Annotated in this window: 13 protein-coding genes; 2 read left to right on the forward strand and 11 right to left on the reverse strand. The window is 59.4% G+C overall.

Annotated elements, in window-relative coordinates; all coding sequences use genetic code 11:
* Positions 1 to 47: 47 nt before the first annotated feature.
* From ICA15_RS19730 to ICA15_RS19740, 3 genes are read right to left on the reverse strand one after another with little or no spacing between them, the layout of a single operon-like run.
* A complete protein-coding gene (locus ICA15_RS19730; RefSeq protein ID WP_210554399.1) occupies positions 48 to 3,101 on the reverse strand; it encodes an efflux RND transporter permease subunit in 3,054 nt (1,017 codons plus the stop codon).
* Positions 3,098 to 4,162: an efflux RND transporter periplasmic adaptor subunit gene (locus ICA15_RS19735; protein ID WP_210554400.1), complete on the reverse strand. Its 1,065-nt coding sequence runs from the start codon at positions 4,160 to 4,162 to the stop codon at positions 3,098 to 3,100. Before ICA15_RS19735 ends, ICA15_RS19730 begins: the two co-directional genes overlap by 4 nt.
* Positions 4,159 to 5,262 carry an efflux RND transporter periplasmic adaptor subunit gene (locus tag ICA15_RS19740; RefSeq protein ID WP_210554401.1) on the reverse strand — a complete coding sequence of 368 codons (1,104 nt, stop codon included), beginning with the start codon at positions 5,260 to 5,262 and terminating at the stop codon, positions 4,159 to 4,161. Before ICA15_RS19740 ends, ICA15_RS19735 begins: the two co-directional genes overlap by 4 nt.
* A gap of 123 nt (positions 5,263 to 5,385) precedes the next feature.
* On the opposite strand from ICA15_RS19740, the gene ICA15_RS19745 reads away from it, so the two are divergent.
* Positions 5,386 to 6,546, forward strand: a complete 1,161-nt coding sequence (locus ICA15_RS19745) for an AAA family ATPase (RefSeq protein ID WP_150603932.1) — start codon at positions 5,386 to 5,388, stop codon at positions 6,544 to 6,546.
* Positions 6,547 to 6,686: 140 nt separating this feature from the next.
* On the opposite strand, the gene ICA15_RS19750 is transcribed toward ICA15_RS19745, so the two are convergent.
* From ICA15_RS19750 to ICA15_RS19785, 8 genes are all read right to left on the reverse strand, one after another.
* Entirely contained in the window at positions 6,687 to 7,559 is an 873-nt protein-coding gene (locus ICA15_RS19750; protein ID WP_210554402.1) for a transporter substrate-binding domain-containing protein, read from the reverse strand.
* On the reverse strand, positions 7,556 to 8,338 hold the full coding sequence (locus tag ICA15_RS19755) for an amino acid ABC transporter ATP-binding protein (protein WP_150618412.1): 783 nt from the start codon (positions 8,336 to 8,338) through the stop codon (positions 7,556 to 7,558). Before ICA15_RS19755 ends, ICA15_RS19750 begins: the two co-directional genes overlap by 4 nt.
* Positions 8,335 to 8,994 carry an amino acid ABC transporter permease gene (locus tag ICA15_RS19760; protein WP_103304103.1) on the reverse strand — a complete coding sequence of 220 codons (660 nt, stop codon included), beginning with the start codon at positions 8,992 to 8,994 and terminating at the stop codon, positions 8,335 to 8,337. Before ICA15_RS19760 ends, ICA15_RS19755 begins: the two co-directional genes overlap by 4 nt.
* Entirely contained in the window at positions 8,975 to 9,640 is a 666-nt protein-coding gene (locus tag ICA15_RS19765) for an amino acid ABC transporter permease (protein WP_150603936.1), read from the reverse strand. The genes ICA15_RS19760 and ICA15_RS19765 overlap by 20 nt, the downstream gene beginning before the upstream one ends.
* Before the next feature lie 528 nt (positions 9,641 to 10,168).
* Positions 10,169 to 10,966: a MetQ/NlpA family ABC transporter substrate-binding protein gene (locus ICA15_RS19770; protein WP_042557106.1), complete on the reverse strand. Its 798-nt coding sequence runs from the start codon at positions 10,964 to 10,966 to the stop codon at positions 10,169 to 10,171.
* A gap of 256 nt (positions 10,967 to 11,222) precedes the next feature.
* Positions 11,223 to 12,143, reverse strand: coding sequence for a sigma 54-interacting transcriptional regulator (locus tag ICA15_RS19775; RefSeq protein WP_210554403.1), 921 nt, complete (start codon positions 12,141 to 12,143; stop codon positions 11,223 to 11,225).
* A gap of 55 nt (positions 12,144 to 12,198) precedes the next feature.
* Positions 12,199 to 12,780: an alpha/beta hydrolase gene (locus ICA15_RS19780; RefSeq protein ID WP_210554404.1), complete on the reverse strand. Its 582-nt coding sequence runs from the start codon at positions 12,778 to 12,780 to the stop codon at positions 12,199 to 12,201.
* Positions 12,781 to 13,727: 947 nt separating this feature from the next.
* A complete protein-coding gene (locus tag ICA15_RS19785) occupies positions 13,728 to 14,801 on the reverse strand; it encodes a fatty acid desaturase (RefSeq protein WP_210554405.1) in 1,074 nt (357 codons plus the stop codon).
* Between the two features lie 100 nt (positions 14,802 to 14,901).
* On the opposite strand from ICA15_RS19785, the gene ICA15_RS19790 reads away from it, so the two are divergent.
* Positions 14,902 to 15,906 carry an AraC family transcriptional regulator gene (locus ICA15_RS19790; RefSeq protein WP_210554406.1) on the forward strand — a complete coding sequence of 335 codons (1,005 nt, stop codon included), beginning with the start codon at positions 14,902 to 14,904 and terminating at the stop codon, positions 15,904 to 15,906.
* The last annotated feature ends 5 nt before the right edge of the window (positions 15,907 to 15,911 follow it).

The following is a 15,911-nucleotide window of genomic DNA, read 5'->3' on the forward strand; positions in this document are numbered from 1 at the left end:
TCCCTGTAGGAGCCATCCTGCTGGCGACGCGCGCAAAGCGCTCGCTGTTAAGCCGCCTCTTTCTTCGGCTCGCGAATCTTGTACCAGGCGACATACAGCGCCGGCAGAAAGAGCAGCGTCAGCAGCGTTGCAACGACAATCCCGCCAATCATCGCGTAGGCCATCGGGCCCCAGAATACTTCTCGGGCTATCGGGATCATGCCCATGCTCGCCGCCGCGGCGGTCAGCAGGATCGGGCGACGCCGGTGCTCGGTCGCTTCCACCACCGCATCCCACGGCGCGGAGCCCTTTTTCTCGAACTCATCGATTTGCGTCACCAGAATCACCGAGTTGCGGATGATGATGCCGATCAGCGCGAGAACCCCCAGGATCGCCACAAAGCCCATTGGCGTGCCGGTCGGCACCAGCGCCAGCACCACGCCGATCAGCCCGAGCGGCGCAACACTCGCCACCAGGAACATCTTCTGCACGCTGTGCAACTGGATCATCAGGAAGGTCGCCATCAGAAACAGCATCAGCGGCAAGACCTTGGCAATCGGCCCCTGGGCCTTGCCGCTTTCCTCGACCGTACCGCCGGTGGCGACTTTGTAGCCAACCGGCAGTTTGTCGGCAAAGGCATCGATGGACGGCTTGAGCAGTTTCACCAGATCGGTCGGCTGGATTTCGTCGCGCACCGAAGCCTTGATGGTGATCGTCGGCAGACGGTCGCGACGCCACACCAGCGGTTGCTCCAGTTCGTAACGCACCGTGGCGAACGCCAGCAGCGGAATCGACGTGCCGTTGGGCGTGACGATCTGCAGGTTTTGCAGGGTTTCCGGGGTACCGCGTTCGGCGCTCACCGCACGACCCACCACGTTGATCAGGTAGATGTCGTCATTGACCTGTGTCAGCGGCGCACCACTGACAATACCGTTCATCAGGTTCGCCACGTCTTCGGACGACAGCCCGAGCTGGCGGGCCTTGTCCTGGGCGATGTCGATGCGCAGCACTTTGCCCGGCTCGTTCCAGTCGTAAATGATCTCGCCGATGTGCTCGTTCTTGTCCAGTTCGGTGGCCAGGTCGATCGCGTGTTTGCGCACTTGATCGATGTCCTTGCCGCTGACCCGGTACTGGATCGGACGCCCGACCGGCGGGCCCATTTCCAGCGCTTGCACGTAACTGCCGATGCCGACGAAATCCTTGTGCAAGCGCTCACGCAAGCGTTGGCTCAGTGCCTCGCGGGCCTCGAAATCCTTGCTGACGATCACCAGCTGCGCGTAGTACGGGTTTTGCAGTTGCTGGTCGAGTGGCAGATAGAAACGGATCGCGCCCTGGCCGATGTAGGTGCTCCAACGGACGATGTCCGGGTCACCCTTGAGGGTTTCTTCAAGCTTGTCGACGGCCTTGCGGGTTTCATCGATCGAGGCGTTTTGCGGCAGGTTCAGGTCGACCAGGATTTCCGGACGATCCGACGACGGGAAGAACTGGTTCTGCACGAAACGCATGCAAAACACGGCCAGCACAAACAGCACAATCGTGATGCCGATCGCCCACCAGCGGTTGCGCATGGACCACAGCAAACCACCGTTGAACGCGCGCCCGACACGCCCCGGTTCAGCAGAGTGAGGCTTCACTTTGGCGCTGAGGATGTGCACACCGATCACCGGTGCAAAGAACACCGCCACCACCCACGACACCAGCATGGCCACCGCAATCACCGCAAACAGGGTGTAGGTGTACTCACCGGCAGAACTGGCATTGAGGCCAATGGGCACGAAACCGGCCACGGTCACCAGCGTACCGGTGAGCATCGGGAACGCCGTCGAGGTGTAGGCGAATGTGGCCGCCTGCTCCTTGGTCTCGCCCATTTCCAGGCGCGTGACCATCATCTCGACGGTGATCATCGCATCGTCCACCAACAGGCCGAGGGCGATGATCAATGCACCGAGGGAGATCCGCTGCATGGTGATGCCACTGTATTCCATGAACACAAACACCATCGCCAGCACCAGCGGGATCGAGCACGCCACCACCAGTCCGGCACGCACGCCGAGGCTGATAAAGCTCACCACCAATACGATCACCACCGCTTCGAACAAGGCACTGGTGAAACCGCCGACGGCTTCCTCTACCACCACCGCCTGATCGGACACGGTATGCACGCCGACGCCGACCGGCAGATCAGCCGTGACCTGATCGATCCGCGCATGCAACGCCTTACCGAACTCCTGAACGTTGCCGCCCTTCTGCATGGCAATCGCCAGACCAATGGCCGGTTTGCCGTCGAAACGGAATTGCGGCGACGCCGGATCAACGTAGCCCCGGCGGATGTCGGCGACGTCCGCCAGACGATAGAAGCGGTCGTTGAGTTTCAAGTTGACCTCGGCGAGGTCTTTTTCCGAGGCGAACTGGCCCGAGGTGCGCACCGAAATCCGCTCCGGCCCGGCCTCGATCACTCCCGCCGGGGTCACGGCGTTCTGCGACTGCAGGCTCTGCACAACCTGACGCTGATCGATGCCCAGCGCCGCGAGTTTGCGCGTGGAGAAGTTCAGGTAAATCACTTCGTCCTGCTGGCCGATCATCTCGACCTTGCCCAGCCCCGGCACACTGCGAATCTCGGCGCGGGCCTGCTCCACGTAGTCGCGCAACTGCCGCATGGTCAGGCCATCGGCGGTAAACGCATAGACCGATCCGTAGACGTCACCGAACTCGTCGTTGAATCCCGGCCCCTGAATCCCTTGGGGAAACTGCCCGCGAATATCGTCGATTTTCTTGCGAACCTGATACCAGATCTCCGGGATGTCCTTGGCGCTGGTGGTGTCGCGCAGGTACACGTAAACCGTCGATTCGCCGGGCCGTGTGTAGCTTTTCACGTAGTCGAGGGAATCGAGCTCTTCGAGTTTTTTCTCGATGCGGTCGGTGACCTGCTGGAGGGTTTCCTCCTGGGTCGCGCCCGGCCATTTGGTCTGGATCACCATGGTCTTGATGGTGAACGAGGGGTCCTCCTCGCGCCCCAGGTTGAAGTACGAGAACACCCCCATCAACAACGCGACGAACATCAGATACCAGACGAACGACTGATGCTTGAGGGCCCATTCGGAGAGATTGAAAGAGCCTTTCATTGACTGTCCTCGTCGAGTTTCACGGCTTGTCCCGGTTTAAGGCTGTTGACGCCTGCACTGACCACGCGCTCACCGGCGTTCACCCCGCCGGCCAGCACCACGGTGCTGTCGGTGCGGCTGATCAGGCTGACATCACGCGGGGCAACGGTTTTGTTTTGTTGGTCGATCACCCAGATACGGGTTTTGCCGTCGACCTCTTGCAAGGCAGTCGCCGGCAATTCGATGCGCGGTTTGATCGCCGAGCTGAGGGTCACGCTGATCGCCGTACCGAGGCGAAACCCGGGCGGTGTTTCGGCCAGGGTCAACCGCGCCCGGCGAGTGCGGGTAGCGCTCTGCGCCTGCGGTTCGATTTCGCGGATGACCGCCGTGGTGTTGATGCTCGGGTCGAGTTGCCCGGCGACCAGAAACACCACGTCTGAGGGGATCTGATCGACCAGTGTGTCCGGTAGATCGATGACCGCTTCCTTGATGTCCGGTTGCGCCAATGTCACCACTTGCTGACCCGCCGTGACGACCTGGCCGGCCTCGGCGTTCCACGCAGTAACCACGGCTTTGTGGTCGGAGCGCAATTCGGTGTAACTGAGTTGATCCTTGCTCTGATTCACCGCCGCCCGCGCCTGCTCCAGCGAAGCCTGGGTGGTTTTCAGATCCGTGGTGGCGATGTCCAGTTGGGCCTGAGCACCGACACCACGATCAAACAGCGCTTGCTGACGCCGGGCATTGGCCTGAGCGTTGATCAGTTGCGCCTGAACCTTGGCCAGATCGCCCTGAGCCGAACGCAATTGGTTCTGCTGGTCGGACGGGTCGAGGGTGGCGAGCAGCGTGCCCTTCTCCACTTCGGTGCCGACATCGACATTTCGACTGGCGATGCGCCCGCCCACGCGAAAACCGGTGTTGCTCTCGTAACGCGCCTGAATGCTGCCGGCGAAGCGCCCGAGGGTTTCTTCGTTCAGCGCCTCGACCTTGACCGACAGCACCGGACGCACCGGCTCCGGTGGCGGTTCGCTTTTCGAACACGCTGCCAGCATCACTGCAATGGACAACAGCCCCAGACGCTTCATGGCTGCGCTCCCGGTTGCAGATCCTTGTAGGTGTTTTCGGCAATCTCGACTTTCATCCCCGGGTGCAACAACTGCCCACCCGCGACAATGACTTTTTCCCCGCCGTTGAGGCCTTCGCTGATGATGACTTTGCCGATCAGGTAGCGCCCGACCGTAACGTTGTGCAACTGCGCCTCACCTTTGTCGTCGACCATCCACACGGCCGGGGCGCTGATGTTTTTGGTCAGCGCCGACCACGGCAATACCACCGCTGCCTTGCCGCTGCCCTTGGCCGTGGCACTGACCACCGAGCCGAGTTGCATGCCCTGCGGCAGCCTGTCGAGGCTGACTTTGACCTGCACCGTGCCGGACTGCGCCGACACCGCCGGAGTGACTTCGCGCACGGTGCCGGTGGTTTTGATTGCGGGGTTATCGAGCAGGCTGACGACAATGGACGGATCCGCCGGGCGCTCGGCCAGCAGCGATTCATAAACGTTGAACACCGCATCGCGCTCGCCATCGCGGGCCAGACTGAAAATCGGCGCGGTGGCCTGCACGACCTGACCGACTTCGGCCTGACGCTCGGTAATCACCCCCGGTGCATCGGCGATTAGCGAGGTGTAGCTCAATTGGTCTTTGGCATTGGCCAGTTGCGCCTGCGCCGCGCTCAGCGCACTTTGGCTACTGCGCAACGCCGCTTGCGCTGAATCGTATTCGCTCTGGCTGGTGTAGCCCTTGGGCAGCAGCTTTTGCTGGCGCACGAACGCGGCAGCGGTCTGCTTGACCCGCGCCTGCTCGGCGACAACCTGGGCCTGGGCGGAATCGACGTTGGTCTGTAGATCCTTAGGATCGAGTTTGGCCAGCACTTGTTTGGCGGTCACCCGGTCACCGACATCGACCATACGCTGGATGATCTTGCCGCCGACGCGGAATGAAAGTTCGGTCTGCACCCGCGCCTGAACGTCGCCGGTGAGGGTCACGGCAGCGGCATAATCCGTCGGTTTGACCTCTTGCACAAAGACCCGAGGCAGGTACTCCTGAGGGGCTTTTTTCTCGCCGCAGGCGCTCAATAATATGAACAGACTCAGCATGAGCGCTGTTTTCAAACCGGGACTCGCCATGCAGACTCCTTCCTGTGTACGAACGTGCAAGTGTCGATACGACTGTGAGCTTAGAACAGGGTTCAACGTTCGCTCGCGAGTTCACCACATTTCCCTGATGGGCGCCTCAAGAGAAGGAATTCCATGCTCAAGACCCTCGCGGTGGCCAATTACCGCTCGATCAATAAATTGGTGATCCCGCTGGGTCGGCTGAACCTGATCACCGGCCCAAATGGTAGCGGCAAATCCAATCTTTACCGGGCGCTACGTCTGTTGGCAGAGACTGCGCAAGGCGGCGTGGTCAATGCGCTGGCCCGTGAAGGCGGGCTGGATTCAACGTTCTGGGCCGGGCCGGAAACCATCAGCCGACGGATGCGCAACGGTGAGGTGGCGATCGAGCCGACGGTGCGCCAGGGCGTCAAACGTCTGCGGCTGGGGTTTGCGGGGGAGGATTTCAGTTATTCGATTGCCTTGGGCTTGCCCGAACCGAGCCGCTCGTTCTTTTCCCTCGACCCGGAAATCAAAAAGGAATGCATCTGGGCCGGGCCGCTCTATCGCCCCGCCAGCCTGCTGGTGGATCGCAACGGCCCGATGATCCGCGCACGCGAGGGCCGTGGCTGGGATGTACTGGCACAGCACACGCCGAATTTCGACAGCCTGTTCGATCAGGTCGGCAGCCTGCGCAGCTCGCCGGAAGTGTTCCAGATGCGCGAGTTCATCCGCCGCTGGCGCTTCTACGATCACTTTCGCAGCGATGCCGACGCCCCGGTGCGCCAGCCGCAACTGGGCACGCGCACGCCGGTGTTGCATCACGACGGTCGCGATCTGGCAGCCGCGTTGCAGACGATCATCGAAATAGGCGATGGCGACGCGATGCGCGCCGCCATCAGCGATGCATTCCCCGGCGCGCGGTTGCATATCGAATCACAGGCCGGTGGACGGTTTGCCATCGAATTTTTTCAGGAAGGATTGTTGCGCCCATTGTCGGCGGCAGAGCTGTCGGACGGAACGTTGCGTTATCTACTGCTGGTCGCAGCATTGCTCACGCCACGGCCGCCTTCGTTGATGGTGCTGAACGAACCGGAAACCAGTTTGCACCCGGACCTGTTGCCGGCGCTGGCGCGGTTGATTATCAAGGCGTCGCAAGAGTGTCAGGTATGGGTGGTGTCCCATGCGCGACGGTTGATTTCGGCATTGCAGGAGGATTCGGAGTGCAACTGCATCGTGCTGGAGAAGACGCTGGGGCAGACCGGGATTGTCGGGCAGCGGGTGCTGGATGAGCCGGCGTGGCATTGGCCTGATTGATTCCGAAACCGAAAAGATCGCAGCCTGCGGCAGCTCCTACAGAGGCCACGTCGCTCCGTTATTTTGCGACGGACGCCGACGCCCTGCAGGAGCTGCCGCAGGCTGCGATCTTTTGATCTTTATTCAATAATGCTGGCCGATCACCCCTGCCACTTCCCACCCTCAACAATCACGCTTTCAGGCTTGGTGTCATCGCTCAGTTCTTTACGCACATATTGGTCATACAGCTTGAGCAGATACTTCTCTTCACCGAGCTTGGCCAACTCGGTATTCACCCAATCGCGCAGCTCGATGTTGCCCTTCTTCACGCCCGGCGCAATCGGTGCCTCGGCGCCAAGTTTTTCTTCCAGCACGCGATAGCCCGGGTTCTGCTTGGCCCAGCTGAACAGCACCAGATTGTCCTGCGCGTAGGCATCGCCGCGGCCATTGGCCAAGGCTTGCAGCGACTCGGAGTTTTTCTCGAACTTCAGCAGTTTCCAGTCCGGGTGGTTCTTGGTCAGCCAGATATCAGCCGTGGTGCCCGTAGTGACGATGGTGGTGCGCGTCGCCAGGTCATCGAGGTTTTTCACCGAGCTGCTCTGCGGCACCAGGGCCTGCACCGCGACCTTGAGGTTCGGGTTGGTGAACTCCACCGCTTCCTTGCGCTCCGGGGTCACGGTCATGTTGGCGAGGATCAGGTCGACTTTGTCGCTTTGCAGAAACGGAATACGACTCGCCGGCTCCACCGCAACGAACTCGACCTTGTTTTCATCGCCCAACAGATCCTTGGCGAATTGGCGGCCGATGTCGGTATCGAAACCGACGTAGCGCCCGGCCTCATCGACGAAACCGAACGGCGGCTTATCGGTAAAGACGCCAACGATCAATTTGTCGCGTGCCTTGATCTTGTCCAGATAGCCGGCGGGCGCGGCGCTTTCGCTGGCCACTTTCGGCTTTGGTGGTTCATCGGTTTTGCTGCAACCGGCCAGCAATGCGAGGCTCAACAGGGGCAGTAAAAAAGTGGCAGTTTTCATAGCAGTTCCAGTTCCTTTGTCGGATTCGTTTTTGGCAATGTTGCAACGAAGGAGAACTTCTCCAGGAACTGCTGCGCGCGTGCGGTTTGCGGGTTCGTAAAGAAAATCTCGGGCGGTGTCTGTTCAAGGATGCGCCCGGCATCCATGAACACGATGCGATCGGCCACCGCGCGAGCGAAGGCCATTTCATGGGTGACGATCAACAGGGTCATGCCTTCGCGGGCCAGCCCCTGAATCACTTGCAGGACTTCCTTGACCATCTCCGGATCAAGCGCGGCGGTGACCTCGTCAAAGAGCATGACCCGTGGGTTCATGCACAACGAACGGACGATGGCGATGCGTTGCTGCTGGCCGCCGGAGAGCTGGCGCGCAAAAGCATCACGCTTGTCCGACAGGCCTACGCGCTCGAGCAAGGCCTCGGCTTGCTGCTGCGCTTCGCGGCGCTGACGCTTCTGCACTTTGAGCGGACCGAGCAGCAGATTGTCGAGCACGCTCATGTGCGGGAACAGGTGATAGCTCTGGAAAACCATGCCGATCTGCTGACGCACTTCGCGCCAGTCAGTGGCCTGGTCCAGTAGCTCGCGCCCGGCAAATTTCAGGCTGCCGCTGTGCGCGCTTTCCAGACCGTTGAGGCAGCGCAGCAAGGTGCTTTTGCCGCAACCGCTGGGACCAAGGATGACGATCACTTCGCCTGATTTCACTTGCAGGTCGATGCCGTTGAGCACCTGCTGCTCGCCGTAGAATTTGTTGAAACCCTGAAACTCGATCAATGCGCTCATGCTTGCGTCCAGCGCCGCTCCAGCACGCGCGAAGCGGCCGAGAGCGGGTAGCAGATGAAAAAGAAAAACAGAAACAGCGCGCCGTAGATCAACACCGATTCGTAAGTGCGCTCGATTATTTGCTGGCCGACCTTGATCACATCGACCACACCGATCAGCACCGCCAGCGAGCTGGTCTTGATGATCCGCGTATAGACGTTGATGGTCGGCGGCGTCATGCGTTTCAGCGCTTGCGGTAGCAGCACGTAGCCGAACAGTTGCGGCGCGTTAAGGCCAATCGACAACCCCGCCTCACGCTGCCCGCGCGGCAACGAATGCAACGCGCCGCGCGCCACTTCACCGACTTCGCTGGCGCCCCACAGCGACAACACCAGCACCGCGCACCAGAAGCTCGGCAGGCTCAGCCCGAAGAAAATCGGCAGGCCGAAAAACAGCAGATACAGCCAGACCAGCACCGGGATCGCCCGGAACAGCTCCAGATATACGCGCAGGATCGCGTTCAGCCACGTCACGTTGAGCGTGCGCAACACACCGTAAAGCACGCCGCCGACGGTGCTGATGGCGATGCTCAGGAACGAAATCGACAAGGTTTGCCCGGCGCCTTTTGCCAGTTGCGGCAACGACACCCAGAGCAGTTCAAGACCCGAACTGGCCATGCTGGAGCCTCCTTTCCAGACGGCTGAGCAGCAGCGACAGCGGCAAGAACAGCAGCACGCAGATGAGTGTCAGCACGGCGAGCATTTCGTAGGTTTTGTAATAGAGCGCGATGTAGCTCTTGGTGGTGTAGAGGATTTCCGGCACCGCCACCGCCGAGACCACGGTGGTTTCCTTGAGCAGAAAAATGAAATTGGCGAACAGCGACGGCAGGCTGAGGATTCCCGCTTGCGGCAGGATCACGTAGCGCAACAACTGACCATGAGACAGGCCGATGGAGCGCCCGGATTCCAGTTGCGCCTGCGGCACCGCGTCGACGCCCGCACGCAGCACTTCGGTGAGGTAAGCACCACCGAGGAACGTCATGGTGATGATCGCGGCGGTAAAGCCGGAGACCTTGATCCCCAATGCCGGCAAGGCGAAATAGACAAAGAACAGCTGGATGAGCAGCGGTGTATTGCGCGCCAGTTCCACATACAGGCCGACCGCGCGCTGCAAGTAAGGCGTACGAAATACCAGAATCGTCGCGTTGAGCAACGCTACCAGCAGCGAGGTGCAGATGGCGATCAAACCGACCTGCAGCGTCACGCCCACGGCTTTGAGAAACGCCGGCAGGGTGCTGAGGATAAAAGCGTAATCGAAGGTCATGAAACATCCTGTGCGCCGCTGGGTAAACGACGGTGGTGCAGTCCATGGGCAGCGGGTGACTGTCCGGCAGGAAGTGACTTTATCGGTATAAAAACAATAATTTAAATACCGTTAAAGCATATTGATATCACCCAAAAAACTATCCTGTGGGTTTGCCGGGAATGAATAAGAAGGCTATTTTCCTTTTCGCTGTAGGAGGGATCTTTTTTTCGCGAAAGCCCTCCAAGGACGAACAGCTTTTGGCCAGACTCCCCCGGCCGAACCATCACAAGGAAGAGAACATGGCTGATTTAAAAGCGCCGCAGCGACTGGATCCACAGGACATTGTGAAGTTGTTGGTGGCGTTGCGTCGGGCGTTGAAGGCTCAAGTCGCCTGAGTCACCGACAAGATCAAGAGATCGCATTCCCCCTGTAGGAGCTGCCGAAGGCTGCGATCTTTTGCTTTTTTGAGCGCAAACAAAAAACGCCGATGACCATCGCTGGCCATCGGCGTTTTCACACCTCGAAGGGGTTCACTCAAGCGTCAGATCAGAACGCCGGCAGTACCGCGCCGTTGTACTTCTTCTCGATGAACGCTTTGACTTCCGGGCTGGTCAGGGCTTTGGCCAGTTTCTGGATCGCGTCGCTGTTCTTGTTGTCCTCACGGGCCACCAGGAAGTTCACGTACGGCGAATCAGCACCTTCGATCACCAAAGCATCTTTATTCGGGTTCAAACCTGCTTCCAGCGCGTAGTTGGTGTTGATCATATCCAGATCAACTTCCTTCAGAACGCGCGGCAGCAAAGCCGATTCCAGTTCCTTGAACTTGAAGTTGTGCGGGTTCTTGGCGATGTCTTTCGGGGTCGCCAGGGCGTTTTTCGGATCTTTCAATTCGATCAGGCCAGCCTTCTGCAACAGGATCAGCGCGCGGCCGCTGTTGCTGCCTTCGTTCGGGATGGCGATGGTTGCGCCGTCCGGCAGTTCGGCCAGGGTTTTGTACTTGCTCGAGTAACCACCGAACGGTTCAACGTGCACGCCTTGCACGGTCACCAGGTACTTGGATTTGTCGTCCTTGTATTTGCCCTGGTTGAAGCTGTTCAGGTACGGCAGGGTCTGGAAGTAGTTGGCATCCAGACGCTTCTCACCAACCTGTACGTTCGGCTGTACGTAGTCGGTGAAGACTTTGATTTCCAGATCCACGCCTTCTTTGGCGAGGGTCGGCTTGATCAGCTCAAGAATTTCAGCATGCGGGACCGGGGTCGCCGCGACGACCAGTTTCTCACCGGCCTGGGCCAGGGAAGCCGTCAGAGCAGCCGCCAATGCGGTAAACAACAGAACCTTTTTCATGCAGTGTCCTTATCGAAAATCACGGTCGCTCATGGCGACGGCTATTAATACGTGTGCCAGTGAAGTGCTATCTCTGGCGTGAAGCGGACAATACCGGGATTTTTTATTCCCGGACAATAACGTTTATTCAGCTCTATATTCCATTTGGTTTGCACCCGCGCGCTAGACATGTAGGAGCTGCGGCACGCTGCGATCTTTTGATTTTTCAATGGCTTGAAACTGCTGAAGATCAAAAGATCGCAGCGTGCCGCAGCTCCTACAGGAGGCCGGCGTTTCTCAGGAGTTGCTTGAGCGCGGCTTGGTCAGTCGAGGAGCCGGAAGCGAGGATTTGGGTGATCTGGGTTTCGATCTGCGTCAGTGGCGGTGGCAGGTTCAGGTGCTCCGGGAGAATTTCATCACCGGTGCTCACCAGCAAGGCAAAGTGAATGACGTTTTCCAGTTCGCGGGTGTTGCCTGGCCAGCTGTGTTGTTCAAGCACATGTTGCGCCGCTTCGCTGATCAACGGCACCGGCAGACCCAGGCGCTGGCTGTAGATGCCGAGGAAATATTCGGCCAGCGACAGAATGTCGCCGATCCGCGCGCGCAAGGCTGGCAATTCCAGATGGCCTTCGCTGAGATAGTGGTAGAGCCGCTCGTGGAATTTACCGGCGTCCACCGCTTGCGCCAGGTCGATGCTGGTCGCCGCGACCAGGCGAACATCCACCGGGCTCGGCTGATGCGCGCCAACACGGGTGACCTCATGGTTCTCCAGAGCAGAGAGCAATTTGATCTGGATCGGCAGCGGCAGATCGCCGATTTCATCCAGATACAAGGTGCCGCCATTGGCCGAACCGAACCATCCGGCGCGACTGCTGGCCGAGCCGGTGTAGCTGCCGGCGGCGTAGCCGAACAGTTCGGCATCGGCGTAGGTCGGGCTGATCGCGCCGCAATTGACCGAGACGAACAGACCGCTGCGATCACTGGCGCGGTGGATGTGCCGGGCGAGCAGTTCCTTACCGGTACCGGTTTCGCCACGGATCAGCACTGATATTGATCGTGGCGCTAACTGCTCAAGCTCTTCACGCAACTGACGCGAGCGCGGATCGACGAACACCAGTGCTTTGGCGCGAATGCTTAAGGGGCTTTTTTCCGCATCGGGAAAGGTCAGCAGCGGCTGACCGAAAGTTTCGAAACTCATGGCAGACTCCCGCCCACAACCGCCGGCAGACGGGGGCGTTTAAAGAAATAGAAAATCAGGCGCGACGTCGGGCGTGGTGTTCCATACGGTTTTGCAGGCGATAGAGGTAGGCAAAACCCTGCTCCCAACGCTGATGTCCGGACTTCACATTGATATGCCCGGCACCGGCAAGAATCCCCGCCTCGGCACCCCAGTTGCGTGCCAGCTCCAGAGCTCGCGGCGCACTGACGGCGGCGTCGTTGTCGGAGCTGACGACCTGGCTCGGGAACGCCAGCAGATCGCTGGGAATCGGCGCGAAATTGCGCAGCGCCGGCGCGCACGCGGGACGCTCGACATCCGCAGGCGCAACCAGCAAGGCACCGCGCACCTGACGCAGGTAGTGCACGGGGGCAGTCGCCGCCCAATGAGCCACGGTGATGCAACCAAGGCTGTGCGCGATGAGGATCACCGGCGCGCTGTCGGCAGCAATCGCCTCGGCCAGCGCCGCGACCCAGTCTTCACGGCGCGGGGTCAGCCAATCGGCCTGCTCCACCCGCGCGCTGTTTGGCAGGCTGTTCTGCCAGTGGGTTTGCCAATGATCTTCTGGCGATCCTTGCCAGCCCGGCACAATCAGGTAGCGAATAGATTCGTTGCGCATGGGGGAGCTCTCCTGCGTGTCTGTTCCTTACCGAGTATAGGGATGGGATTTATATTCGTTAAGGAATAAGAAGCTATTTATTAAGACTCAAAAAGAATATGTAGTGTTCTGTGTAGGAGCTGCCGCAGGCTGCGATCCTTTGATCTTGATCTTTAAAGCAGAATCAAAAGATCGCAGCCTTCGGCAGCTCCTACAGGGGATTGGGTGCTGGATAAAATCGGGCATAAAAAAAGGGCCGCACCCTGCCAAGGAGACGGCCCCGGAAAATCGTAAATGCTGTTAACGCGTAGCCAGATCACCGCGCTTTAGATAAATCTCAGCGGAGATGGCAGGAGCGTCATGATGTGTCCCTCATGTAAACATTTCGCGCGAATTTGGTTTCGGTTCGATGAATTTTGAAATCGACGGGCACGCTGACCCAGCCGACCTAGACTACATCAGCCTGCTTGGCCGCCACGTGCACCCGCAAGTACCGCGGGCGAACACGCAGAAGCTGACTACACTAAAAATTGCGCTATGGATTCATCGATGAGGAACGCGAGAAATTCTGGCGTTTGCATTTTTCGTACATCACACCGCACTGCTGAAACTAGCAACTGTACTTGTTTCATACCACACCTTGTACAGTACGAAATCGATTCTCGATGCCGTCCGCTTGGCGCCCTTTGAGGCCAGCAAACACTCCGTATTCACCAGCCGCGCCACAGCAGCGTTATCACCTGGGAAGTGATCTGGGGAGATTCATGGTCTGGCTGCGGCAGTATGGTGAGTCACGAGGGCGGGGATTTTGAGTGCTTCGCCATTTCGGCTGGATTGAAGTTGCCTGAGCTATAGCTATCGCTGGCAAGCCAGCTCCCACAGGGGGCGATGTCGCTCACAAATATTATGGACGACACAAAAACCTGTGGGAGCTGGCTTGCCAGCGAAGAGGCCCTTGAATTCAGCGGTCAGGCCCGGGCTGTACGCACTTCTTCACTCACCACTTCATCCCGCCGCACAAACCGGTTCGCCCGCCCGAACGTGCCAAAATCATTAAACCGCACGCCCATCTCCCGCATCACCTCATGCGCCACCGGCACGGTCATCTGGCGAATGTAAAACGGCTCCTTCACCACAAAATGATGAATGCCGTGGCTGCTGCCGAAGTTGAAGCAGAACGCCTGCAACGGCCACAGCCACCAAGGGTTCAACACCTGACATTGCTGCATCACATTGCCCGGCTCGACATCCCCGTAGTAATGCATGTTCGAACTGATGAAGTGCAGGCAGAACGTGCGCAACACGTTCGGGCCAATGATCACCACGGCAGCGATATCGATCACCTGCATCACTGATAGCGTGGTCGCCGACCAATCAATCGGCGTGCCCAACAGATAGGCGATGCCATTGGCAGTATGAAAGCCGAGAAACACATACCACGCGCCCCAATGCAGCAGCGCCAGCGGCGCGTAGACCTTGAAGACACGTTTCAGAATGCTCCACTTATGCGCCCAGGTCGGCGCCCGCAACAAGCGGATGAAGGCCGACATCATGTTGTCGCCGACCATCAGCAGACGCGCAAAACCCCACGGTTCGCCGTTGGTGATTGCGCGTTCTTCCATGTCGGTTTCAGTGCCCGAAACCTTGTGGTGATTGAGGTGCAAATGCCGGCGAATCCACGGATTGATCGTGCTCGGTCGTGCCAGCCATACCAGACCCATCATCAGGTTATGCGGCACGCGTTGCTTGCGGAAATACATGCTGTGGATCAGGTCGTGCTCCAGCTCATGGGTCAACGACGCGAAAAACGCGTTGAGCAGCAGGCACACCCACCAGGCCATATGGCCAGTGACGTACAACGCCGCCGAACCGATCATCCCGGCCAGGGCAAATGCCAGAATCCCCGCACCCAGCGCATCCTGATGCTTGAGAATCGGGTAGCGCTCACGCAATTCCATGCCTTTGGCCAGCACCACTTGGCGAATATGCGCTGATCGCTGCGCCGCATTGTGTCGCTGGGGGCTTGCAGAAGTACCGTCCATGCTTCCATCCTCGGGTTTAAGATGTGCGTATCTTGCGTTGTGATGTATGCAATGACGGTAGCCGAGAACGCCAACCTGTTGACCGGAAGCGCCAATCAGCATGAAGGAACCGACCTCCCTCGCCAGTTGGACCCGTGCCCTGCGCAAGCAACTCGACGCGCTGGGGCTGGACAGTACTGACCTGTGCCAACAGGCCGGGCTCGATCCGCAACTGATGGACGACCCCAACGCCCGCTATCCCCTGTCCGCCACCACGCGCCTGTGGCAGCTATCCGTGCAGGCCAGCGGCGATCCGGCGATTGGTTTGCGCGTGTCGCGGTTCGTCAGCCCGACCACGTTCCACGCGCTCGGATACGCGCTGGTGGCCAGTGGCAGTTTGCGCGAAGTGTTCGAGCGTATCGTGCGCTATCACCCGGTGGTCAGCGATGCACTGGAGCTGGATCTGAGCCGCAGCGAGGACCGCTATCTGTTCCGTCTGAAAATTCCCGCAGGCAATCCAGCGCCAGCCTTCGAAGCCATCGATGCCTTCGCTGCGATCTACGTGCGCACCTGCCGCAATCGCCTCGGCCGTGATTACGCACCGCTGGCCGTTTATCTGCGGCGCCCGGAACCGCTCGATGTCCATCAATGGCACAAGGTCTTCCGCGCCCCGGTGCATTTCGCCTCGGTCGAAGATCGCCTGGAGTTCGCCCTCAACGACTTCGACAGCCACCTCGACGACGCCAACCCCGAACTGGCGGAACACAACGAGGCCGTGCTCAAGCGCACCATGGCCCAGCTCAAACCGCTGACCTGGGAGCGCAAAGTTCGCGACGCCATTGAGGAGCAACTACCGGAAGGCGAGCCCAGCGCCGAACGCATTGCCCAGGCTTTACATTTGAGTTTGCGTAGCCTGCAACGGCACTTGGCTGACGAAGGCTGCCGCTTCGACACGCTGCTCAACGAAAGCCGCGAAAACCTCGCGCTGCTGCACCTGCGTGATCCGCAGTGCTCATTGAGTGAAGTCAGCTATCTACTGGGATTTGCCGACACCAGCAGCTTCAGCCGCGCGTTCAAACGCTGGACGGGGCTGACACCGGGGCAGTTTCGGGATCAGTTGCGTTGATCAGG

The organism is Pseudomonas sp. P116 (assembly GCF_020149425.1).
GTDB lineage: Bacteria > Pseudomonadota > Gammaproteobacteria > Pseudomonadales > Pseudomonadaceae > Aquipseudomonas > Aquipseudomonas anatoliensis.